Origin of the sequence: Rhodococcus sp. DT1 (assembly GCF_049844875.1) — a bacterium.
Classification (GTDB): Bacteria; Actinomycetota; Actinomycetes; order Mycobacteriales; family Mycobacteriaceae; genus Rhodococcus.
The window spans coordinates 240108-261986 of the sequence record NZ_JBNCLW010000006.1 but is presented as its reverse complement, the minus strand read 5'-3'; the positions used below and the strand labels follow the sequence as shown (position 1 = coordinate 261986).

General features: G+C 67.3%; 20 protein-coding genes. 14 read left to right on the top strand and 6 right to left on the bottom strand.

The features are described 5' to 3' along the window. Positions 1-83: 83 nt before the first annotated feature. Both ACLQ3J_RS17235 and ACLQ3J_RS17230 read left to right on the top strand, forming a co-directional pair. The gene (locus ACLQ3J_RS17235) at positions 84-662 is read left to right on the top strand and encodes a sigma-70 family RNA polymerase sigma factor (protein WP_169651632.1); all 579 of its coding nucleotides are present in this window, start codon (positions 84-86) and stop codon (positions 660-662) included. After that, positions 655-1665, top strand: coding sequence for an anti-sigma-D factor RsdA (locus tag ACLQ3J_RS17230; protein ID WP_169651633.1), 1011 nt, complete (start codon positions 655-657; stop codon positions 1663-1665). Before ACLQ3J_RS17235 ends, ACLQ3J_RS17230 begins: the two co-directional genes overlap by 8 nt. An 82-nt stretch (positions 1666-1747) precedes the next feature. Here the strand turns inward: ACLQ3J_RS17230 and ACLQ3J_RS17225 are convergent, their stop codons facing one another. Then, entirely contained in the window at positions 1748-2158 is a 411-nt protein-coding gene (locus ACLQ3J_RS17225; protein ID WP_169619925.1) for a DUF5319 domain-containing protein, read from the bottom strand. A 297-nt stretch (positions 2159-2455) separates the two neighbouring features. Here ACLQ3J_RS17225 and guaB point away from each other — a divergent pair, with 297 nt between their 5' ends. From guaB to ACLQ3J_RS17200, 5 genes are all read left to right on the top strand, one after another. Then, entirely contained in the window at positions 2456-3979 is a 1524-nt protein-coding gene (guaB, locus tag ACLQ3J_RS17220; protein ID WP_169619924.1) for an IMP dehydrogenase, read from the top strand. Positions 3980-4051: 72 nt separating this feature from the next. After that, entirely contained in the window at positions 4052-5191 is a 1140-nt protein-coding gene (locus tag ACLQ3J_RS17215) for a GuaB3 family IMP dehydrogenase-related protein (RefSeq protein ID WP_425903989.1), read from the top strand. 204 nt (positions 5192-5395) lie between these two features. Continuing rightward, positions 5396-7123 (top strand): GMC oxidoreductase, encoded by a 1728-nt coding sequence (locus tag ACLQ3J_RS17210; protein WP_422423335.1) that lies wholly within the window; start codon positions 5396-5398, stop codon positions 7121-7123. Positions 7124-7180: 57 nt separating this feature from the next. Continuing rightward, positions 7181-8752, top strand: a complete 1572-nt coding sequence (guaA, locus tag ACLQ3J_RS17205) for a glutamine-hydrolyzing GMP synthase (RefSeq protein ID WP_169619921.1) — start codon at positions 7181-7183, stop codon at positions 8750-8752. A 161-nt stretch (positions 8753-8913) separates the two neighbouring features. Beyond that, positions 8914-10242: a hemolysin family protein gene (locus ACLQ3J_RS17200; protein WP_169651637.1), complete on the top strand. Its 1329-nt coding sequence runs from the start codon at positions 8914-8916 to the stop codon at positions 10240-10242. Between the two features lie 30 nt (positions 10243-10272). Here the strand turns inward: ACLQ3J_RS17200 and ACLQ3J_RS17195 are convergent, their stop codons facing one another. Together ACLQ3J_RS17195 and ACLQ3J_RS17190 are read right to left on the bottom strand one after the other, a co-directional pair. Next, positions 10273-10512: a hypothetical protein gene (locus ACLQ3J_RS17195; protein WP_169619919.1), complete on the bottom strand. Its 240-nt coding sequence runs from the start codon at positions 10510-10512 to the stop codon at positions 10273-10275. After that, positions 10505-11926, bottom strand: a complete 1422-nt coding sequence (locus ACLQ3J_RS17190) for a PspC domain-containing protein (protein WP_169619918.1) — start codon at positions 11924-11926, stop codon at positions 10505-10507. Before ACLQ3J_RS17190 ends, ACLQ3J_RS17195 begins: the two co-directional genes overlap by 8 nt. Before the next feature lie 130 nt (positions 11927-12056). Here ACLQ3J_RS17190 and ACLQ3J_RS17185 point away from each other — a divergent pair, with 130 nt between their 5' ends. Together ACLQ3J_RS17185 and ACLQ3J_RS17180 are read left to right on the top strand one after the other, a co-directional pair. Beyond that, entirely contained in the window at positions 12057-13325 is a 1269-nt protein-coding gene (locus ACLQ3J_RS17185; protein ID WP_296551772.1) for an ATP-binding protein, read from the top strand. Then, entirely contained in the window at positions 13322-14008 is a 687-nt protein-coding gene (locus ACLQ3J_RS17180; protein ID WP_169619916.1) for a response regulator, read from the top strand. Before ACLQ3J_RS17185 ends, ACLQ3J_RS17180 begins: the two co-directional genes overlap by 4 nt. A 7-nt stretch (positions 14009-14015) precedes the next feature. Here the strand turns inward: ACLQ3J_RS17180 and ACLQ3J_RS17175 are convergent, their stop codons facing one another. Both ACLQ3J_RS17175 and ACLQ3J_RS17170 read right to left on the bottom strand, forming a co-directional pair. Further along, positions 14016-14504 (bottom strand): hypothetical protein, encoded by a 489-nt coding sequence (locus ACLQ3J_RS17175; protein ID WP_296551773.1) that lies wholly within the window; start codon positions 14502-14504, stop codon positions 14016-14018. Positions 14505-14604: 100 nt separating this feature from the next. Next, positions 14605-15810: a serine/threonine-protein kinase gene (locus ACLQ3J_RS17170; protein WP_169619915.1), complete on the bottom strand. Its 1206-nt coding sequence runs from the start codon at positions 15808-15810 to the stop codon at positions 14605-14607. Positions 15811-16014: 204 nt separating this feature from the next. Here ACLQ3J_RS17170 and ACLQ3J_RS17165 point away from each other — a divergent pair, with 204 nt between their 5' ends. From ACLQ3J_RS17165 to ACLQ3J_RS17145, 5 genes are all read left to right on the top strand, one after another. Continuing rightward, positions 16015-16785, top strand: coding sequence for a hypothetical protein (locus tag ACLQ3J_RS17165; RefSeq protein ID WP_169651638.1), 771 nt, complete (start codon positions 16015-16017; stop codon positions 16783-16785). Continuing rightward, positions 16782-18356, top strand: coding sequence for a DNA polymerase Y family protein (locus ACLQ3J_RS17160; RefSeq protein WP_425903987.1), 1575 nt, complete (start codon positions 16782-16784; stop codon positions 18354-18356). Before ACLQ3J_RS17165 ends, ACLQ3J_RS17160 begins: the two co-directional genes overlap by 4 nt. Positions 18357-18371: 15 nt before the next feature. Further along, positions 18372-19133, top strand: a complete 762-nt coding sequence (locus ACLQ3J_RS17155; RefSeq protein WP_296551775.1) for an alpha/beta fold hydrolase — start codon at positions 18372-18374, stop codon at positions 19131-19133. A gap of 25 nt (positions 19134-19158) precedes the next feature. Then, positions 19159-20073 (top strand): exodeoxyribonuclease III, encoded by a 915-nt coding sequence (locus ACLQ3J_RS17150; RefSeq protein WP_422423329.1) that lies wholly within the window; start codon positions 19159-19161, stop codon positions 20071-20073. A 455-nt stretch (positions 20074-20528) separates the two neighbouring features. After that, the gene (locus ACLQ3J_RS17145; RefSeq protein ID WP_169619910.1) at positions 20529-21077 is read left to right on the top strand and encodes an Imm21 family immunity protein; all 549 of its coding nucleotides are present in this window, start codon (positions 20529-20531) and stop codon (positions 21075-21077) included. Positions 21078-21137: 60 nt separating this feature from the next. On the opposite strand, the gene ACLQ3J_RS17140 is transcribed toward ACLQ3J_RS17145, so the two are convergent. Next, complete coding sequence (locus ACLQ3J_RS17140; protein WP_378527681.1) at positions 21138-21878, bottom strand: hypothetical protein; 741 nt, start codon at positions 21876-21878, stop codon at positions 21138-21140. Position 21879: the final 1 nt, after the last annotated feature.

Sequence of the window (21879 nt, the reverse complement as noted above, 5' to 3'; positions counted from 1 at the left end):
TACGCTAGGTGGGTTCCACGTCTCCGTGGAAGCACGCCCGGGTGGGGGATCGTGTCTCTGTAACGCCAGGACTTGCGCAATCGATGACTGTTATGGGTGAGGAGTGGGACGCCGCCGTTGTTGCGGCTGCGCAGGGTGATCGTGCTGCTCTCTCCCGAGTTCTCGAAGGTGTTCGACCGCTCGTCGTGCGGTACTGCCGCGCACGAGTGGGATCCGCAGAGCGCGGCCAGCTCTCTGCAGACGACGTAGCGCAGGAGGTGTGCCTGGCTGTGATGACTGCGTTGCCGAGATATCAGGACCAGGGACGCCCCTTCATGGCGTTCGTCTACGGCATTGCGGCCCACAAGGTCGCCGACGCACACCGCAGCGCGGCGCGTAATCGCGCCGAACCCGTTGCGGATGTGCCGGAAGTGATGTCGCTCGACGACAGCCCGGAGGAATTTGCGCTCAACTCGGAAGCCGGCCGGGAGATGAAGAAGCTTTTGGAGATTCTTCCGGAGAAACAACGCGAGGTCTTGATCTTGCGTCTGGTGATGGGGTTGTCGGCCGAGGAAACGGCCGTGGCAGTCGGAAGCACAGCGGGAGCGATACGAGTGGCTCAGCACCGAGCCATCGCCAGACTCAAGAAAGAAGTCACGAGAGCAGGTGAAAGGAATGGGTAGGAGGCGCAACTCGGGCGGCAGCTTCTCCGAGGATCTGCCCGACGGCGACGCTACCGTGGACATCTCTGCAGTCCGGCGAGACGACGCCCTCATCGACGCGATCTCGGGAAACGGTCCCGTCGAGACGGAATCGACCGAGGAATACGAACTCGCCACTCTGCTGGCCGGCTGGCGAGCCGAGATCCTGTCCGACCCGGTACCCGCGGAGCCGGACCTCGATCAGGTCGTCGCCGCCGTCCACAGGGAACTCGGTGCTCGTGACGCCCTCGCCTCACGGCGTGCGCGGTCGAAGAGCCAACTTCGCGTGATCCGCCCGATTGCCGGGGCTGCCGCGCTGGTGATGATTGCTCTCGGCGGCGCCACTGCGGTGTCCTACAGCGCAGAGCCCGGCGACCCGCTGTGGAGCGTGAAGCAGGTCGTGTTCAGCGAGCAGGCGCAATCGACAGAAGCCCGCATCGATACCACGTCGACGCTCGAACGCGCCGAGCAATTGATCGCCGACGGAAAGACCGACGAAGCGGAGCAATTGTTGCAGTCCGCCGAAGCGCGGTCGGCGCGGGTCACCGACCAGGGCGACCGCGATGCCCTCGGAGACTGGCTACAAAGGTTGTCGGCCGAAATCGACAAACTGGCGCCCGCGCCGTCACCACTGCCACTGCCGCCGCCCTCGGACACTGCGGTGGTGCCCGCGCCCGACGTCGGGCAGATTCCGTCGGACACCCTCCTTCCCGTGGAGCCGGGGCCGCTTCCGACGACGCCCGGTCCCGTCGAGCCGTCGCAACCGGTACCGTCACCGTCCCCGCCGCCGATCGACCCCACCATTCTCGATGCGCCGCCGGCGTCCGACACTCCTTCGCCGACTCCGACGCCGTCACCGACCCAGCCCGGGACGACGGAACCGTCGAGCGGGACACCGGGGGATACGTCGCCGCTACCGCCCACCTCGCCTGCGTCTGCGTCGCATTCGCAGACGACGGCGAATTCGGAACCGGGTACTCCCTAGGGGGACGGTCTCGACCTGCTCACAGAAACGAGGGCCCAGCAGCGACGCTGCTGGGCCCTCGTTGTCGTCGAGTGTGGGGGAGTCAGGGCTCTCGTCCGTACGGGTCCACCGGCAACGCGTCGTTCATCGAGGCGTCGGCGTATCCGCGGCAGTAGTCCCACGTCACGTAGGCATCGGGCGCGGGATCGAACGCAGGCTCGTGCGGACGGACGGTGCCGTCGACAAGCAACTGCAGCAGGTTCGCCCGGAGCATGTCCCAGTCGTGGTAGTGGTCCTGGTGGCAATCCTCGCAGCACACAACGAGACCGCGGACTCCACGTGGAGCCAGCAATGCCTCGTAGACCGCGAGGTCGGCGAGGTCTTCTTCCACCGCGAGGCGTTCGGCAGGATCGAGTGGCTGACCCGGCTCGATCGCGTCCAAAGCTGCGGACGGATCGTCGGGATCTCCTGCGAACGGGTCCGGGGGAAGCCCGGGGGGCAACTGATCACGCACGACTCCACGGTACGCAGCCCGAGGGGTTCTGCGCCAGCGGAACGGCCCGGACACGCCGCAACCCGGCCGCATCCCGTGTCGAATCCGCACCGGAACGGCCACGGTGCCAGGGTTGAGCGAGGACAGTTCCGGCCAACGGATATCATGGACATGTGCGCGTAGTCCCGGCTCCGGCGGTGCCGGAACGGGAAGCGCAGGCGGCGGTTCTGCAGGTCGGCATCGCTGCACACCACAATTTTCCGATGCCGGACGGTTGCCGTCCGCACCCATCGATCGTCAACGGAGGGTCCGAACCGCATGAGTAGTACCGGAGGGCATGTGCACACCGGCGGTGACGACCCCGAGAAGGTCGCCATGTTGGGACTGACCTTCGACGACGTGCTGCTGCTGCCGGCGGCGTCCGACGTCGTCCCGAGCAAGGTCGACACCTCGAGTCAGCTGACCCGCGACATCCGCCTGCGTACACCGCTGGTGAGTTCCGCCATGGACACGGTCACCGAGTCGCGCATGGCCATCGCGATGGCCCGTGTCGGCGGTATGGGCGTGCTGCACCGCAATATGCCTGCGGACGTGCAGGCCGCTCAGGTCGAGACCGTGAAGCGGTCCGAGGCGGGCATGGTCACCGATCCCGTGACCTGCAAGCCGACCGACACGCTCGCCGAGGTCGACGCGAAGTGTGCGCGCTTCCGCATCTCGGGTCTTCCCGTCACCGACGACGAAGGCCAGCTCGTCGGCATCATCACGAACCGCGATATGCGGTTCGAGGTGGATCAGAACCGGCCGGTCTACGAGGTGATGACCAAGTCGCCTCTCGTCACCGCGCGCGAAGGCGTCACCGCCGAGGCCGCACTCGGGCTCCTGCGCCGTCACAAGATCGAGAAGCTGCCGATCGTCGACGGTCAGGGCAAGCTCACCGGGCTGATCACCGTCAAGGACTTCGTCAAGACCGAACAGCATCCCAACGCCACCAAGGACCGCGACGGCCGTCTGCTCGTCGGCGCGGCCGTCGGCGTCGGTGACGACGCGTGGACTCGTGCCATGACGCTGGCGGACGCCGGTGTCGACGTCTTCGTCGTGGACAGCGCGCACGGTCACTCGTCGAACGTGTTGTCGATGATCGCCAAGCTCAAGGCCGAGGTCGGCGAGCGCGTGCAGATCATCGGCGGCAACGTCGCGACCCGGCAGGGGACGGCGGCGCTCATCGAAGCGGGCGTCGACGCCGTCAAGGTCGGTATCGGTCCTGGCTCGATCTGCACGACGCGTGTCGTCGCCGGTGTGGGTGCGCCTCAGATCACCGCGATTCTCGAAGCGTCGACGGTGGCACGGGCACACGGTGTGCCGGTGATCGCCGACGGTGGCATGCAGTTCTCCGGAGACGTGGCGAAGGCCCTCGCGGCCGGCGCGTCCACTGCGATGCTCGGCTCGCTTCTCGCCGGCACGACCGAGTCGCCCGGCCAGCTGATCCTCGTCAACGGCAAGCAGTTCAAGAGCTACCGCGGGATGGGTTCGCTCGGCGCGATGCAGAGCCGGGGCGAAGCCAAGTCGTACTCGAAGGACCGCTACTTCCAGGACGACGTGCTGTCCGAGGACAAGCTCGTGCCGGAGGGAATCGAGGGACGTGTCCCGTTCCGCGGACCTCTGCAGCAGGTCACGCACCAGCTCATCGGTGGCCTTCGGGCGGCCATGGGCTACACGGGGGCGTCGACGATCGAGGAACTGCAGAACGCGCAGTTCGTCCAGATCACCGCGGCAGGCCTGAAAGAGAGCCATCCGCACGACATCACGATCACCGCGGAGGCACCGAACTACGCTGCCCGGTAGGGCCACGAGTCCGCAGCATGCCCCGTCTCAGGTGTGACGGGAGCACCGTCAATACAGGAGAAAGGGGCGCGCGTGCGCGACCTCGTTGAAATCGGCATGGGCCGCACGGCTCGCCGCACCTACGAACTGGACGACGTCGATATCGTTCCGTCCCGGCGGACGCGTTCGTCGAAGGAGGTGTCGACGGCGTGGCAGCTCGATGCGTACCGCTTCGACATTCCCGTCCTCGCGCACCCCACCGACGCCCTGGTGTCGCCGTCGTTCGCGGTGGAGCTGGGTAAGGCCGGAGGCCTCGGTGTCATCAACGGTGAGGGCCTGTGGGGTCGTCACGCCGACGTCGACGCGGTGATCACCCGGCTCGCCGAGATCGCCGACTCCGATCCGGACCCCAGTGCCGCGATCCGGTACCTGCAGGAGCTGCATGCGGCCCCGCTGAAGCCCGACCTGCTGGCCGCCGCGGTCGCACAGGTGCGTGACGAGGGCGTCACCACCGCGGTGCGCGTGAGTCCGCAGAACGCGCGCGCCCTCACTCCCGCGCTCGTGAAGGCCGGCATCGACCTGCTCGTCGTGCAGGGCACCATCATCTCCGCCGAGCACGTCGCGCACGGCGAGGACGAGCCGCTCAACCTGAAGACGTTCATCTCCGAGCTCGACGTGCCGGTGGTTGCCGGCGGCGTGAGCGACCATCGGACGGCCCTGCACCTGATGCGTACGGGTGCCGCGGGCGTCATCGTCGGTTTCGGATCGACGGCGGAAGCGACCACCACGAGTCCTTCGCTCGGGATCGGAATCCCGATGGCGACGGCGATCGCGGATGCGGCTGCCGCTCGCCGCGACTACCTCGACGAGACCGGTGGCCGGTACGTCCACGTGATCGCGGACGGAGATATCGAGACCGCCGGTGATCTGGCGAAGGCGATTGCCTGCGGCGCCGACGCCGCGGTGCTCGGCGCCCCGCTCGCGGTGGCGACAGAGGCCGCCGGACACGGCTGGTACTGGCCCTCGGTGGCCGCGCACCCGTCGATGCCTCGCGGTGCGGTGCTCCAGGTCGCGTACGACGAGCGGCCCAGTCTGGCGCGCGTCCTGAACGGGCCGTCCGACGATCCGTACGGTTCGCTCAACCTCGTCGGCGGTCTGCGCCGTTCGATGGCCAAGGCCGGGTACTCGGATCTCAAGGAATTCCAGAAGGTGGGCTTGTCGGTGCGCGCCTGACGCAGCACCGCACGAATCTGCTCGGCTGTGGCCGAATGCTCCCCGCGTCGCTTCGGCGGCGTGAAGGCGGCATTCGGCCACAGCCGTATTCGCTGTTCGGGGTCTTGGTGCAACTCCCGGTAACGGTTAGGGTTGCCTCGTGCCGGTAATCACATCTTCGGTGTGCATACTGACCGGTAACAAATGCCGTTCGGTGGAGGTGCCATGGGTCAGCAGCGGGTTACGGACTACGACGTTCTGATCGTCGGATCCGGGTTCGGTGGAAGCGTCACCGCGCTCCGCCTGGTGGAGAAGGGCTACAAGGTCGGAATCCTCGAAGCAGGACGTCGTTTTGCCGACGCCGACTTCGCGAAGACCAGCTGGGACCTCCGGCGTTTCCTGTGGGCACCCAAGCTCGGATGCTTCGGTATCCAGCGCGTCCACTTGCTGCGTGACTGCCTGATTCTCGCGGGCGCCGGGGTGGGCGGCGGATCGCTCAACTACGCGAACACCTTGTACAAGCCCCCGGCTCCGTTCTTCGAGGACGCACAGTGGGCCGGGATCACCGATTGGCACGACGAGCTGAGCCCGTTCTACGAGCAGGCGCAGCGGATGCTCGGTGTGGTGCAGTACAGCCGGATGACCGCGGCGGACAAGGTCGTCAAGGAGGTCGCGGACGAGATGGGCGTCGGTGAGACGTTCGTCAAGACTCCGGTGGGGGTGTACTTCGGTGAAGCGGGGCGCACCGTGCCCGACCCGTACTTCGGCGGTGCCGGACCCGATCGCGCCGGCTGCATCGAATGTGGCGAGTGCATGACGGGTTGCCGTCACGGCGCGAAGAACACCCTCGTCAAGAACTATCTCGGGCTCGCGGAAACCGCAGGAGCCGAGATCATTCCGCTGACCACCGTCACCGATCTCCGTGAGGCCGGCGACGGCACGTGGGACGTGATCACCGAGCGCACCGGCGCGTGGCTGCGCAAGGGCCGGCGTACCTACACGGCCTCGCACGTCGTGCTCGCCGCCGGTACGTGGGGCACCCAGCACCTGCTGCACCACCTCAAGGACACCGGTGCGCTGCCCGCGCTCTCCGATCGCGTGGGCGAACTGACCCGCACCAACTCCGAATCGATCGTCGGCGCGGGCATGTACGAGGTGCATCCCGATCTGGACATCACGCAGGGCGTTGCGATCACGTCGTCGTTCCATCCGACGCCCGACACCCACATCGAGCCCGTGCGTTACGGCAAGGGCTCGAACGCGATGGGGTTGCTGCAGACCCTGATGACCGACGGCGACGGGCCCACCCCGCGCTGGATCAAATTCCTGGGTCAGGTGGCGAAGAATCCGCGCAAGATGCTGCGGATGCTGTCGGTGCGGAACTGGAGCGAGCGGACGATCATCGCCCTCGTCATGCAGAACCTCGACAACTCGATCACGACCTACACGAAGAAGGGGCTCTTCGGCAGCCGGAAGGTCACCAGCAAGCAGGGCCACGGCCAGCCGAACCCCACGTGGATCCCCGCCGGAAACGAGGCGACCCGTCGCATCGCGGAGAAGATCGACGGAGTCGCCGGAGGTACGTGGGGTGAGATCTTCAACATTCCGCTCACCGCACACTTCCTCGGCGGCGCAGTCATCGGAACCGATCCCGAACACGGCGTGATCGACCCGTACCAGCGGGTGCACGGCTACCCCACCCTCAGTGTCGCGGACGGAGCGGCAGTATCGGCGAACCTCGGGGTGAACCCGTCGCTCACCATCGCAGCGCAGGCCGAACGTGCCGCGGCACTCTGGCCCAACAAGGGCGAGCAGGACCAGCGGCCGGCCCAGGGTGAGGCCTACCGCAGGCTGCAGCCGATCGCACCGAAGAACCCCGTGGTCCCCGAGGGTGCCCCCGGGGCGCTGCACCTGCCCATCGTCGGGATCACAGGCTCGACCGGGGCCGCCTGATCCTCCACCGGTCCGGCCGCGTCGGGGGCACCCGGCGCGGCCGCTTAGACTGTTCTGGTGTCGCAAACCCAGCAGTCCAGGCCGGTCCTCGTCGTCGACTTCGGAGCCCAGTACGCGCAGCTGATCGCACGGCGCGTCCGTGAGGCGAACGTGTACTCGGAGGTCGTGCCTCACACCACTGCCGTAGACGAGATCGCAGCGAAGGATCCGCTCGCAGTGGTGCTCTCCGGTGGTCCCTCCAGCGTCTACGAAGACGGCGCGCCCACACTCGACCCGAAGCTGTTCGATCTCGGCGTCCCGGTGTTCGGCATCTGCTACGGCTTCCAGGCGATGGCCCAGGCACTCGGCGGCACTGTCGGGCACACCGGTGCCCGTGAATACGGCCGCACCGAGCTCGAGGTCTCCGGCGGAGTTCTGCACGACGGTCTGCCCGCGACGCAGCCGGTATGGATGAGCCACGGGGACGGCGTCACCGCAGCTCCCGAGGGCTTCGAGGTCACCGCGACGAGCGCGGGTGCCCCGGTTGCCGCCTTCGAGGATCGCGCCCGGCGACTTGCGGGCGTCCAGTACCACCCCGAGGTCCTGCACTCACCGCACGGCCAGCAGGTCCTGAGCCGCTTCCTGCACGACATCGCGGGCATTCCCGGCAGCTGGACGGCAGCCAACATCGCCGAATCCCTCATCGAGCAGGTTCGGGCACAGGTCGGAGACGGACGCGCGATCTGCGGGCTGTCCGGCGGCGTGGACTCGGCAGTCGCGGCGGCGCTCGTGCAGCGCGCGATCGGTGACCGCCTCACCTGCGTTTTCGTCGACCACGGTCTGATGCGGGAGGGTGAGCGTCAGCAGGTGGAGAAGGACTTCGTCGCCGCCACCGGCGCCCGCCTCGTCACGGTGGACGCCTCGGACACCTTCCTCCGGGAGCTCTCCGGTGTCACCGACCCCGAGACCAAGCGCAAGATCATCGGCCGCGAATTCATCCGCAGTTTCGAAGGCGCGGTGTCCGAGGTGCTCGGCGAGGGCGCCGAGAAGGGCGAGACCGTCGAGTTCCTCGTGCAGGGCACGCTGTATCCCGATGTGGTCGAGTCGGGTGGCGGCTCCGGCACCGCCAACATCAAGAGCCACCACAACGTCGGTGGTCTCCCGGAAGATCTGCAGTTCGCACTCGTCGAACCGCTGCGCCTGCTGTTCAAGGACGAAGTGCGCGCCGTGGGACGTCAGCTCGGACTGCCCGAGGAGATCGTCGGCCGCCAGCCGTTCCCCGGCCCGGGCCTCGGTATCCGCATCATCGGCGAGGTCACCCGCGAGCGACTCGAGATTCTTCGTCGTGCCGACTCCATCGCGCGCGAGGAACTCACCTCTGCCGGGCTCGACGGCCAGATCTGGCAGTGCCCGGTCGTGCTGCTCGCCGACGTGCGGAGCGTGGGCGTGCAGGGTGACGGCCGCACCTACGGCCACCCCATCGTCCTGCGCCCGGTCTCGAGCGAAGATGCCATGACCGCGGACTGGACGCGACTGCCGTACGAGACGCTCGAGCGCATCTCCACGCGCATCACGAACGAGGTCGCCGAGGTGAACCGCGTCGTGCTCGACGTGACGAGCAAGCCGCCGGGAACCATCGAATGGGAGTGAGTTCCCCGAACTCGTAGGACGCCCCGGGCAGGTCGAGCACCCTCGACCTGCTCCGGGACGCCGCGCCCTCCGCCTAGACTGAGAGGTCACCGGCGAGGAGCGCGGAACATGGACCACGGCCTGAGCTCTCAGTCCCGCCGCACCGGCAGCAGGTTGCCGACGTGACCGGCGGCACGCTCGTCAACGTGGTGGCGGTCCTCGTTTTCGTTCTGGTGGGCGGGGTGTTCGCCGCTACCGAAATGGCTCTGGTGTCGTTGCGTGAGAGCCAGATTCGGGAGTTGGCGCGGCGTGGGGGCCGGGGTCGCCGCACTGCCGCACTCGCGCGTGACCCGAACCGGTTTCTGTCGGCCGTCCAGATCGGCGTCACGGTCGCCGGGTTCTTCTCTGCCGCCTTCGGAGCGTCGACCCTCGCGCCCGATCTGGCACCGGTACTGCGGGGATGGGGTCTCGGGCCTGCCGCAGCCGATGCTGTCGCCCTGATCGGCACCACCCTGGTGATCGCCTACCTGTCACTGGTTCTCGGCGAACTGGTACCCAAGCGCATCGCGTTGCAGCGGTCGACGGGGATGGCGCTGGCCACGGCACCGGCCCTCGACCGGTTCGCCACCGTCATGCGGCCGGTCATCCGGTTGCTCTCGGTCTCGACCGATGCGCTGGTGCGCCTTCTCGGTTCCGACCCGTCACTCAAGAACGAGCAGATCACGCACGAGGAACTGCGCGACATGCTCGTCGGTCTCGAGGCGCTGTCCGAGGACGAACGCAGCGTGTTCACCGAGGTGTTCGACGTAGGTTCCCGGCATTTGGGGGAGGTGATGCGGCCCCGCACGGAAGTCGATTTCCTGCGGGCCGACACCACGATTCCCGACGCTCGCGCCCTCGCTCTCGGGCTGGGTCATACGAGATATCCCGTCATCGCGGACACTGCCGACCATGTGATCGGGTTCGTGCACCTGCGCGACCTGTTGCTGATCGATCGGCCCGACGGCACGGTCGCGGACCTGTGCCGGCCGATCGTGGCGTTGCCGGGATCGAAGCCGGCTCTTGCCGCTCTGACGGTGATGCGACGGGGCAATGCGCAGATCGCGTTGGTCGTCGACGAATACGGCGGCACCGCAGGCATCGTCACGGTCGAGGACATCGTGGAGGAGATCGTCGGCGAGATCGGTGACGAGTTCGATCCCGTCGACGGTGCGCCCGGTCCGGACGCGTCGGGCACGGGACGCCCGGCGTTGCGCGAAGACATCGACGGATTACTGCACGTCGAGGACTTCGCTCGGCGGACCGGTATCGCGCTACCCGAGGGCCCGTACGACACGGTCGCCGGCTTTGTCCTCTACCGGCTGGAGCACCTGCCGCAGGTGGGCGAAAGCCTCGCTCTCGACGGAAACCGGTTGACCGTCACCGAACTCGACGGTCGCCGCATCGCGCGCCTGCGCCTGACTCGCCCCCGGCACTCCGACCCGGACGACGCATCCCGGTCTCGAGCCTGAGACCGGGATGCGTCGGTGTCGGTGCCGCGTCTACTTGGAGCGCCTGTTCGGCAGGAACACCAGCACGGCACCGATCACGACGGCTACCCCGACCAGAATCCATCCCCCGTCGAACGTGGTGAGGAAATCCACGGAGAACGGTCCGACGAGTGCCCACGCGCTGACCAGAAGCGCGACGACGCCGGAGAGCAGGAGCAGGATCGAGGGGCCGCGCCGGCACCGGCCTTCCTGCGCGGATCCGGTATCGAATGCGGTGTCGTACTCAGCCACGATGCACCTCCAGGTTTCCGAAGTCGACAGCCGCGTCCAAGGTCAGGACCGGCCCCTTTTCGCCGTCACGCCCTCCGTCGAGGCCGGGCTCGGGGCATTGCGTGATCTCGCCGGCGTCGACCGAACACGTCGTGCGGACATCGAGATTCTCGGGCAGCAGCACCTCGACGTTGCCGAAGCTGCCGTCGACGTCGACCGTGTAGTCCTCGGTGAGCTCGAGGTTTCGCAGATCGAGTGTCATCTCACCGAAATGGGACGCGTAGGCGGGCTGGAGTTCTGCCGCCGAGGTCGGCGCCCAGTGGCGATTCCCCCAATTCGAATGATCCATCGGACCGATGATCGAGGCCAGGACCACGAAGCCGAGCAGCGGTCCGGTGACGACCAGCAGTCCGTGCCCGCGATGCAGGAACGCACCCACGATCATGCCGGCGCCGATGACCGCGAGTGCGATCGCGCCGACCCGGGCCGGTGTCATCCACGCGACATCGCCGGCCACGGCGACCGCTCCTGCGGCTGCCGCAGCGAGCACCGCAAGTCCGAGAACGGTGGTGGTCAGGCGCGAGCGCCTCTTTCCGGTGGGAACGAGATCACGGGCAGGTGCCGGTGCGGGAAGATCCCACGCGAACGGCGCGACGCCGAGGGGATCCCATGCCGGCGGACCCGGCGCAGCCGGCGAGGAGTCCTTCGTCGGCGCTCCGGGGTCCGGTTCCTTACGAAGGTTCGGCGTGCCGGACGGCGTGCTCATCGGCGTGGTTCCCTCCTGCGTCGTGCCCGCCGTCGCCTCCGGCGTGCCTGTCAGATAGCCGGGGTCGCCGGGGGCCAATCCGCTGGGGGGCGGAGTCGAGGTGGTCGTCTGCCCGAACGCGTTCCGCGTGAACATCTGGTGCATGAACATTCCGTGCGAGAAGATGCCCTGCTGGAAGGGCTGCTCCGGAGATGCGGACGGGTCAGCGGTGAATCCTCCTTCCGGCGGGAGGAATCCCACCGGAGGTTCCGGCTGGCGCTGGTACAGCAACCACCAGCCGCCGAGCATCAGGAACGCACCGATGAATCCGGAACCTCCGAAGCCGGCTCCGACCGGGCCTACAGCGCTCGCCGCGATCGCGAGGGCCACCAGGATGACGATCACCTTGGTGGACGAATCCGAACTGTTCCCCCGTCCCATCAGGGATTCGAGTGGCGACACCTGATCGCCGCGGCGCGTGAACAACACCCACGCTGCCAGGTACAGCACGATTCCGGCGCCACCGAAGATCGCCGATACGGTGAAGGCGACGCGGATGAGCACCGGGTCGACGCCGTAGCGCATTCCGATCCCCGTGCACACACCGGCGACATGTCCCTGTTCCGGCAGGCGCACCGGGCGGGTGCGCCACATATCCGACAGTTGCTCGGGGAAGCTCCTCGTGGTCATGGCACCATCCTGTCGTGAAGCAGCATCGGGCACATCGGGGAGAAACCCTGATTTCCGGCGCCGCGGAACACCCTGACATCAGGGTCCGTCCCCGATGCCGTACTGGGTGCAACCGTGTCAGTATCGATACGTGCAGCCTGTAGCCGGATCACCCCTCCCCGTCCCGCGCCTCGAGCGACGGGTGGGCGGACGTGTCGTGGGCGGCGTCGCCGGTGGACTGGCGGATCACCTCGGAATCGACGTCACCAAGGTGCGGGTCGCGTTCACGATCCTGGCCGCCCTCGGCGGCGTCGGCATCGTCGCATACGGATTGTTGTGGATGTTCGTGCCGCCGGGATCGGACAGTACCCGCCCCGAGCCGGGGGAACGTCGACGCGCGGTGGGGCTGGCGGTCATGGGAATTGCCCTCGCTGTGGGCCTGTCGTGGCTTTTCAGCGGGGGAGCGGCCTCGGTCATCACGCCGGTTCTGGTGGTCGCGGTGGGCGCGGCCCTGGTGTGGCGAGAATTCGACGCGGAAGGACCGAGATCGGTCTTCGGTCTGCCGGCCAGGCCGACGGTGCTCACGTGGGCCCGCGTCCTCGGTGGTCTCACGCTCGTGGTCACGGGACTGGGAGTGATAGTCCTCGCCCAGGTCGACGTGGCGGCATTGCGGTCCTCGCTCCTGGCGGTGGTGGTGACCCTGATCGGTGCCGCGTTGCTGTCCGTACCGCTGTGGATCCGGATGTGGCGGGCGCTCGAATCCGAGCGTGCTGCGCGCGTCCGGAACGAGGAGCGCGAAGAAATTGCGTCCCACCTGCACGATTCCGTATTGCAGACCCTCGCCCTCATCCAGAAGCAGGCTGCCGATCAGCAAGAAGTCCTTCGGCTCGCGCGCAGCCAGGAACGCGAACTACGACGCTGGCTGTTCGGTGGAGACGAGTCGCCGCGGACTTCCCTCGCAGAAGCACTGCGGACGATCGCGGGCGAGGTCGAGGATCAGCACGGAGTGTCGGTCGTGCCCGTCATCGTCGGCGACGTGGCACCGGACGACGACATGTCGCCCGAAGCTGTCACCGCCGTTCTCGGCGCCACGCGCGAAGCACTCGTCAACGCTGCCAAGCACGCGCAGGTCGACAACGTCGATCTGTTCGCAGAAGTCGAACCGGACCAGATCAGTGTGTTCGTCCGCGACCGCGGCGTGGGATTCGATCCCGATGCGGTGCCCGGAGATCGCCAGGGACTTGCTCGTTCGATCCGCACCCGTATCGAACGCCGCGGCGGACGGACGGTGGTGAAGTCGAATCCGGGCAAAGGCACCGAAATTCGCATCCACATGCCGCGCGCCGGACGCGAGCAGAGCGAGGAGACGACCTTAGAGTGGGAGGTGACCGACCCCCACCCCGAGGAGCAGACGCAGTGATTTCGACCCCGGTGACAGCGTCCGAGGTTTCCGAGCACGTCCGCCGTTTCCGCGTCTTCCTGGTCGACGACCACGCGGTGTTCCGGTCGGGTGTCCGCACCGAGCTGGGGCGCGAACACGACATGGACATCGTGGGGGAGGCCGGCGGTGTCGGTGAGGCCGTCGCCGGTATCGAGACTTCGCGGCCCGACGTCGTGCTCCTCGACGTGCACATGCCCGACGGTGGCGGAGTGGCCGTGCTCAACCGCATCACCGACGGTCCGGTGTGTCTCGCGCTGAGCGTGTCGGACGCAGCCGAAGATGTCATCGCCGTCATCCGTGCCGGCGCGCGCGGATACGTCACCAAGACCATCTCGGGACCCGACCTTGCCGACGCGGTACGCCGGGTGGCAGGGGGAGACGCGGTATTCAGCCCGCGGCTTGCGGGTTTCGTGCTCGACTCGTTCACCGGCAGGTCTTCCGCGCCGGAACCCCCGCTCGATCCCGAGTTGGACTCCCTGACGCCGCGGGAACTCGAAGTACTGCGATTGCTCGCCCGCGGTTACACCTACCGCGAGATCGCCGAAGAACTGGTGATCTCGGTGAAGACGGTCGAAACCCACGCGTCGAACGTGCTTCGCAAGACCCAGCAGTCCAATCGCAATGCGCTGACGCGATGGGCACACCGGCGCCGCATCGATTGACCGGCCCTCAGTGTGTCGCCAGGCGCTCCGTAGTCCTCGCGGCGATCGCTGCGGCCACGTTGTCGATTCCGCCTAGGACACCCGCTCCGTAGCCGTCGTCGGCGAGGGCATCGGCGCAGTCCCGGGCGGCCGCGAGATGACCGGCGGCCGAGTCGAAGTCGCCGAGGCGCCGGTAGTCGTCGGCGAGGTTGAGGTGCAGCGACGGGTAGAAGCCGCGGATGCGGAGGGACTCGTGGTGTTCTCGGACGCGTCGGTCGTCCATATCGTCGGCGGCGGCCAGTGCCCTGATGTCCCATTCCAGTGAGGCTGCCGCGTCGTCGTACAGGTCGGCCAGATAGTGGGCGAGGGTGCAGCGATGGAGCGGGTCGCCTCCGGGGCCGATCCCGGCCCACAGTTCTTCGAGCGCAACACGAGCGTCGGAGGCGCGTCCCGCGCGAGCCAGAGTCACGGCGTCGGTGATCGCTGTCATGGTCGGATCCGCTGGTGGAGTGCTCACGGTCTGCTCCCTCTGCTGTGGGGTGGGAGCCGGATCGTCACATACCCGTCCGACATTGCCGGGCGGACCGCAGATTTCGCCTACGCGGAATCGGGAAAGGTCAGGTCACGAGAAAGCTGATGACGAGGGCGGCCACGAGCGCTGCGACCAGCAGCGCGACCATGGCTGCCATCGCCAGCGGTGCGTAGGCGACGACCTTGTCCTGCAGTGAGTCGGGTACCGGGCCGTTCGGAAGGAGGCGGTCCAGCAGCCCGGAAGGAGGCGAACTTCTCCTGCTCGGCGACGGTCCCTGCGTCTTGTGCCCGGGCGGTATCTCGCCGAGCGGCCGGTCGACGAACGACCCCCGACCGCGGAGAGGCTCCGCGAGAGGGGTCGCGCGCTGTGCCCAGGAGGGAACGGTCCCGTCCTCCGACACGATGGGTCGTCCGCGGAGTTGTGCGGCCGTGCCCCCGGGACCGAGCGTGACCGCGGCGAGCAGGTCGCGGGCCTGGGCCATCGTCGGCCGACGGGCAGGGTCCGGCTCGAGCATCGACAGGAGGATGTCGGTGAGGGGGCCCGTGTTCGTGGGCATGATGATCTCGGCGCGGGCAACCCGGTGCAGCAGAGCGATCGAGTCGGCCTCGAAACCGAACGGCGGCTGCCCCTCGATGGCGGTGTAGAGAGTCGCGCCGAGTGAGAAGACGTCGCTGGCCTCGGTCGGGTCGTTGCCGCGTGCGACCTCGGGGGCAAAATACGCGGGCGTTCCGATGATCACGCCTGCCGGGTCGTTGTCGCCCTTGACCCGCGCGATGCCGAAGTCGCTGATCTTCACGACGCCGGAGATCTCGCCCCGCTCGGCGATCAGGATGTTGCCGGGTTTGACGTCGCGGTGAACGATGCCGGCAGCATGTGCGGCGGTGAGAGCGTCGGCGACGTTCGCCCCGATCTGGGCCACGATGTACGGCGGCAGCGTGTCGACAGCGTTCATCACCTGCGCCAGGCTCCGAGAGGGCAGATGCTCCATGACGAGCCACGGCTCACCGTAATGCAGAGCGACGTCGTACATGGAGATGGCATGTTCGTGCGTGAGCTGGGCCGCGACCCGGCCTTCGCGTAGTGCCCGGCGGCGGATCTCCTCGGCTTCGGCGTGGTCGAGGTCGGCGGTGGAGATCACCTGCTTGACAGCTACGTTGCGGCCGAGTCTGGTGTCGCGGGCGAGCCAGACGGCTCCCATGCCGCCACCGCCGAGCTTGGAATCGAGTCGATACCGCCCGGCCACCAAGTGGTCCGGGCCGACGACTCGTCCTGCTCTGTCCTGATCGACCACCTTGCCAAGGGTAATCGATGGGGTCGGGGCCGCCGGAGGCGAGACTGCGAGGTGTGGCCGGTCGCTCACTTGACGGCGAGCGAGCGCATCGGGTCTACTGAAATGGTTCGAATGAATGTTCGAATACGAATTCGCGCTGGGCCACGTCTTCCCCGTGGTCGGCCGGTCGTGTGCAACGCGGCGGGCGGATGACAGGGGTGCAAGGTGGGCGAGGTAGCCGAATTTCCGATCGGTGACGAAGAAGCAGGCCTGGAGCGGGCGCAGCAGATAGAGGCGCTGCGACGACGGATCGCCGCTGTCCCCTCGCGCGGTGAGGTTTCCCGCCCGACACCGGTGGCGGAGCCTGCCGAGGTCCCGTCCCGTGGAGTGCTTCCGGTACCCGGGCCGCTCGCCGAGTTGCTGCCGCACGGTGGTCTCGTCCGCGGCACTGTCGTCTCGGTTTCCGGTGCGGCCTCCCTGTTGCTGGGGGTGCTGGCCTCCGTGACCTCCTCCGGGGGGCACGCCGCGGTGATCGGTCAGCGGCGGCTGGGATTGCTCGCTGCGGCGGAAATGGGAGCGCATCTGCAACGTCTCGCGATGGTTCCGGATCCCGGGCCCGATCCCGTCGAGGTTGCGGCGGTGCTTCTCGATGGGATGGATCTCGTCGTCCTCGGACTGGGCGGTGCCTCCGTCCCGCCGACCCGGGCACGTGCTGTCGCGGCCAGGGCCCGGAGCAAAGGGGCTGTCCTGATCGTCACCGACGGGAGATGGGAGGGGGCACAGGTCCGGCTCGAGGCGCAGGTCAGTGGTTATGACGGAGTGGACGGGCCCGGCCTCGGGAGGCTGTGCGGAACGCGACTGTCGGTACGGGCGCACGGGCGGGCTTTTCCTCCACGCACCACCCAGATCGATGTGTGTGCCGAGCGCAGCAGAGTGCTGTGGGAGCCCGGTGGACCCCGTCGCATCGGTGGCGGTGCCGGGCGGGTGGCGCAATGAACGTGCCCGCGCAAGCTCCGGCTCGGGTGGTCGCGGTGTGGTGCCCGGACTGGCCGGCGGTGGCGGCCGCGGCGTCCGCAGAACTGCCCGCGACCACCCCGATCGCGGTGGTCGCTGCCAATCGGGTGATTGCATGTTCTGCTACCGCACGCGCCGCGGGGGTACGACGCGGCCTGCGCCGTCGGGAAGCACAAGCACGATGCCCGGAACTGTATGTGGCACAGTCGGACCCCGACCGTGATGCAATCCGGTTCGAGTCGGTGGTGTCCGCGATCGATGCGGTCGCTCCGGGGGTGGAGGTGCTGCGCTCCGGTCTGGTGGTGCTGGCTGCTCGCGGTGTCGTCCGATGGTTCGGCTCGGAGGAGACGGCAGCGGAAAGCTTGGTCGACGCCGTTGCCGCAGTCGGAGTCGAGTGCCAGGTCGGCATCGCCGACGAGTTGTCCACCGCGGTGCTCGCGGCCCGGCGCGGCACCCTCGTTCCCGTCGGTGCCGGTGCCGGATTCCTGGCGCCCCTGCCCATTTCGGAACTGGCGGTGGAACCGGCACTGGCAGCTCCCGAGCGTACGGAAACGGTGGACCTGCTGCGTCGGCTGGGAATGCGCACGATCGGAACGTTCGCCGCACTGACCCCGGCCGAAGTGGCCTCCAGGTTCGGTTCCGATGCGGTCGCCGCGCACCGGAGTGCGCGAGGCTTGCCGGAACGCCCACCGTCGGGCCGGGCGATCCCTCCCGACCTGGTGGTGGAATATCCGTGCGATCCGCCGATCGATCGGGTGGACGCGGCCGCGTTCGCCGGTCGCACGCTGGCCGGGCTACTGCATGTCCGCCTTGCCGCGGCGGGGGTGGCATGCACGCGATTGCTTGTCGCCGCGCGCACCGGAAACGGCGAGGAGCACTCCCGGACCTGGCGCTGCGCCGAACCGTTGACTCCGGACGGGACCGCCGATCGGGTGCGCTGGCAACTCGACGGATGGCTCACCGGCCGCAGCGTTTCCCGCCCCACTGCGGGGATCGTGATGCTGCGTCTGGAACCGGTGGAAGTGGTGGCCTCGGGTGCGTTGCAATTGGGATTGTGGGGTGGGGTAGGAGACGAGGACGAACGGGCCAGACGAGCGCTGGTCCGCGTCCAAGGGCTTCTCGGCGGCGATGCGGTGCAGATGGGAGTGCTCAGCGGCGGTCGCGGACCGGGCGAACGCGTCGTCCTCGTGCCCGTGGGGGACGAAGCGGTGCCGGCGTCCGACCCGGACGCTCCCTGGCCCGGTCGGCTCCCCCCGCCCGCGCCCGCCATGGTCCTGCACGAACCGCCCGTCGTGGCACTGGACGACGAGTCCGGTGCGCCGGTGACCGTCACGGAACGGGGTGTGCTCGACGGGCGGCCGGCCCGGTTGCGATGGGGAAGTCGCAGCTGGACGGTGATCGGATGGGCGGGCCCGTGGCCGGTGGACGAGTACTGGTGGGATCCGGCGTCGGCTCGGCACGTCGCCCGGCTCCAGGTGCTGCTCGACGGCTCGCGTGCACTGCTCGTCATCTACGGCGCGGACGGCTGGCGGGTGGAGGGCGTCTACGACTGAGTAGGCTCGGCGGTCGTGGACAGTCTCGTGCGTACGGCCGAACCGAACGGTGTCGTGGTCTCGTACCGCGAGACCGCGCCGACCGGTCGCGCGCACCCGGTGCCGGTCGTGCTGGTGCACGGACTCGGCGGTGACGGTCGCACGTGGGCGCGTTTCTCCCGGATTCTGGCAAAGGCGGGGCGACGTGTCGTCGCTGTCGATCTGCGCGGCCACGGCCGAAGCGGTCGCGCGCAGTCGTATAGGTTCGACGATTTCGCCGCAGATGTCGCGGGTGTGTGTACCCACCTGGGATTCGACACGATCGATCTGGTCGGCCACTCACTCGGGGGACACACCGGCTCGTTGATCGCACAGCGGCACCCGGAGCTCATCCGGCGGCTGGTACTCGAGGAAGCCCCGTTGCCCTTGAGAGCGGGTGATCCGGTTCCGCAGATTCCCGCCGGCCGTCCGACGCCCGCCGAACTGTGGCATGCCACCAGCAGCATGATCCTCAATCCGCGCGCCCTCTTCACTTTCGATCGGTCGATGACCGAGACCGTGGTGAGCCAATTCCATACCCCGAATCCTTTGTGGTGGGAGCAACTTTCACACGTCCGATCGTCGACCCTGTTGCTGCGTGGCGTCCGCCGCGGCAGTATGGTCGACCCGACGCTGCTCGCTGCGGCGCTGTCGTCGCTACCGGACGGAACGGCGCGGGAGATCGGGTGCGGCCACAGCATCCACCGCGATCGCGCCGGAGATTTCGCGGCCGCGGTCCTGCCGTTCCTCATGGACTGACCTTCGGTCCCTACACTGGTACTCCGTGCGTATCGCGACCTTCAACATCAACGGAATCCGTGCGGCACAGCGCCGCGGATTCGAAGAGTGGCTACGTGAGCGCCAGCCCGACGTGGTTGCACTGCAAGAGGTGCGTGCTCCTGCCGCGGCGGTTCCGCCCGGAGTATTCGGCAAATACCACTTCAGTTACGAAGAGGGAGTACTCCCGGGCCGCAACGGTGTGGGGATCCTGACGATGCATCCTCCCGCGGCGGTGCGCACATGGAGCGGTAGGGCTTTGGTGCGGGCACCCGGTGAAGATCACAGCGAGCCGATCGAACTCGAGCGAGTGCCGTTGGCGCGCGGACTGAAAGAATTCGCAGACGAAGGCCGCTACATCGAAGTCGATCTCGCAGATGCGCCGATCACTGTCGCGTCGCTGTATCTGCCGAAAGGTGGCGTCCCGGCGCACCTGCAGAAGCCTGGCCGCATGCGGGACGAACCCGACGGCGGCGTCCGGTACGCGCGCAAGATGCGTTTTCTGGACGCATTCGCACGACAACTGGGGAGGTCGCGTCGCGCGGCACGCGCGCAGGGCAGAGAACTGCTGCTGATGGGCGACCTCAACATCGCACACACCCGCTACGACGTCCGGAACTGGCGGCGCAGCAATCAGGCCGAGGGGTTCCTCCCCGAGGAACGTGAATGGCTCGATTCACTACTCTCGCCGCGCACCCTCGTCGACGTCGTCCGCCGGCACTACCCGGGTGTCGACGGACCGTACTCGTGGTGGTCGTGGATCCCCGGATCGTTCACGCGCGACGTCGGGTGGCGGATCGACTACCACCTTGCGACCCCGGGCCTCGCCCGAACCGCCGTCGCTGCGGGCACCGATCGGGAACCCGCGGAGGATCGACGGATGAGTGATCACGCACCGGTCGTCGTGGATTACGACATCTGATCTATCAATCCGTTTCACGGACCATCGACGCGCTGAGGCCAGCCGGGAGCGGAAAGCTGGACAGCGGGAGGAGCGTCGAGAATATCGCCGTAGCGGAAATCGTCGTTGGTGGACGGATGGCGAGGAGATATGGCGCTGCCTCGGCGAAGGTGAATTCACGGAACAGTTGGGATTCTCCGAACGCCCGTACAACGAGAAGTTCTGGGCCTCCAGGCGATGCCAGGAACGTCGTCCACAGGACCGGAACGTCCTCGGTTGCCACCCATTCGTAGGGTGGGGTGGGGTGGCTCGACCACAGACGCGCTGTCGAAGTGTTTTGTCGGCGTGGTGCCGTACCCTGCCGAAAGTACTTGGGGTCGCGGCGATTGTCGCTGTTGTCCGCCGCATCGTCTCGGTTCGAAGAAGCAAATGAAGAGCAGTGATCACCGATAGGCAAACGAAGAAAGTGAGCCGTCATGCTTTACACATGGGTCAGGTCCGCTGGAGGCCCCTTTCTGGTCGCCCCCGAATCAGAACTTGGTCACTGGGGCGGCGTAGACGACGACATGGAGGGACCCGTAGAGACATGGGGCGACTACGGCCGAGCCTGCTCGGTTGAGCGATCCATCGGCCTGGTCACAATCGGCTCCCAGCAGGCATTGGTCCTTGCAGACGAACCGGCTCGCACGACGTATCTCCCCGCCGAGCGGACGTTCCTGCGATGCTTAGCCGCAGACTCCGAAGACGAACTCGTCGCCGCAGCGCGGCAAGCGTTACAAGAACACATCACATGGGAGCCAGACGAAGACCTCGTCTGGGAAATACGTGAGCCTGTTTTGCTATTCGACTCGGCCTGGGCGGGAACTGAGATAGAACTCGACAACAGGCTCCACATCGCCCTCGATCCAGGGCTTTACCGAGTCCGGGCAACCTACATCGAAACCGGGGGCAACTGGATGATCCTCGTTCAACTCCAGCCGACCGGCGACAAGCACCGAACGGCGGCGAGTATCGCTGTCGTCTGACCCATCGTCTCAGTCCGAAGAGTGAAATGACTGGTGGGGCCCCGTTGTGGGCTTTGCTTGTCAGGGACCATCGACGCGCTGTGGCCATCCGGGAACGGAAGGCTGGGCAACGGGAGGAGCGTCGAGAATATCGCCGTAGCGGAAGTTTCCGTTGCTGGGTGGGTACCCGCGATGACAGTAATCGAGAAGCGCGCGATCCTCGGGTCGACTAGCGGAGAAGAAGTCATTGTCCTTGCTCGTACTGAGACGTAACTCCCAGCCCTCGAAGACATTCCAGGGCGGGTGCACAGTGCGGACCGCGAGGTTCACCTGAGGAGCCGGAACATTCCAACCGGTGCGGGTAATGGCCAGAACGCGGGGACGGCTGCTCGTGTAGTTGCTCGTTTTCCAAGTGTCGCCGATGGGCACCGCCGTACCGGACTCGTCGGCGCAGTAGATGACCCGGTAGGACGGGCGGCCAAGTTTATCCGGGAGTGCGCGCGCCTCGATGACGTGGTTGTTCACCGTCCCTGTGCGGGGATAGGTTCGCCAATTATCGGCAATGGGATACGGCACTGCCTCGGCGAAGCCTTCGTAGGTTGATTCGAATCGGCCGGTGATTTCGTAGAACAGTTCGGATTCTCCGAACGCTCGAGCGACGAGGAGTTCGGGAGCGTCGAGGTCGATGCCAGGAACTGCGGTCCAACGGACGGACACGTCGTCGACTGCGACCCACTCGTGGGGTGGTGGCGTTTCGGTCACGGGCGTGTTATCGACGTGTTCTGTCTGCTGTGTGCCGCACCCTGCCGAGAGAACCAGCATG

What these genes read in the sequence shown, in the direction of transcription:
- ACLQ3J_RS17235 (WP_169651632.1), top strand. Translation starts at nt 84, where the DNA reads ATGACTGTTATGGGTGAGGAGTGGGACGCCGCCGTTGTTGCGGCTGCG.
- ACLQ3J_RS17230 (WP_169651633.1), top strand. Translation starts at nt 655, where the DNA reads ATGGGTAGGAGGCGCAACTCGGGCGGCAGCTTCTCCGAGGATCTGCCC.
- guaB (WP_169619924.1), top strand. Translation starts at nt 2,456, where the DNA reads ATGAGTAGTACCGGAGGGCATGTGCACACCGGCGGTGACGACCCCGAG.
- ACLQ3J_RS17210 (WP_422423335.1), top strand. Translation starts at nt 5,396, where the DNA reads ATGGGTCAGCAGCGGGTTACGGACTACGACGTTCTGATCGTCGGATCC.
- ACLQ3J_RS17190 (WP_169619918.1), bottom strand. Translation starts at nt 11,926, where the DNA reads ATGACCACGAGGAGCTTCCCCGAGCAACTGTCGGATATGTGGCGCACC.
- ACLQ3J_RS17160 (WP_425903987.1), top strand. Translation starts at nt 16,782, where the DNA reads ATGAACGTGCCCGCGCAAGCTCCGGCTCGGGTGGTCGCGGTGTGGTGC.
- ACLQ3J_RS17145 (WP_169619910.1), top strand. Translation starts at nt 20,529, where the DNA reads ATGCTTTACACATGGGTCAGGTCCGCTGGAGGCCCCTTTCTGGTCGCC.
- ACLQ3J_RS17140 (WP_378527681.1), bottom strand. Translation starts at nt 21,878, where the DNA reads ATGCTGGTTCTCTCGGCAGGGTGCGGCACACAGCAGACAGAACACGTC.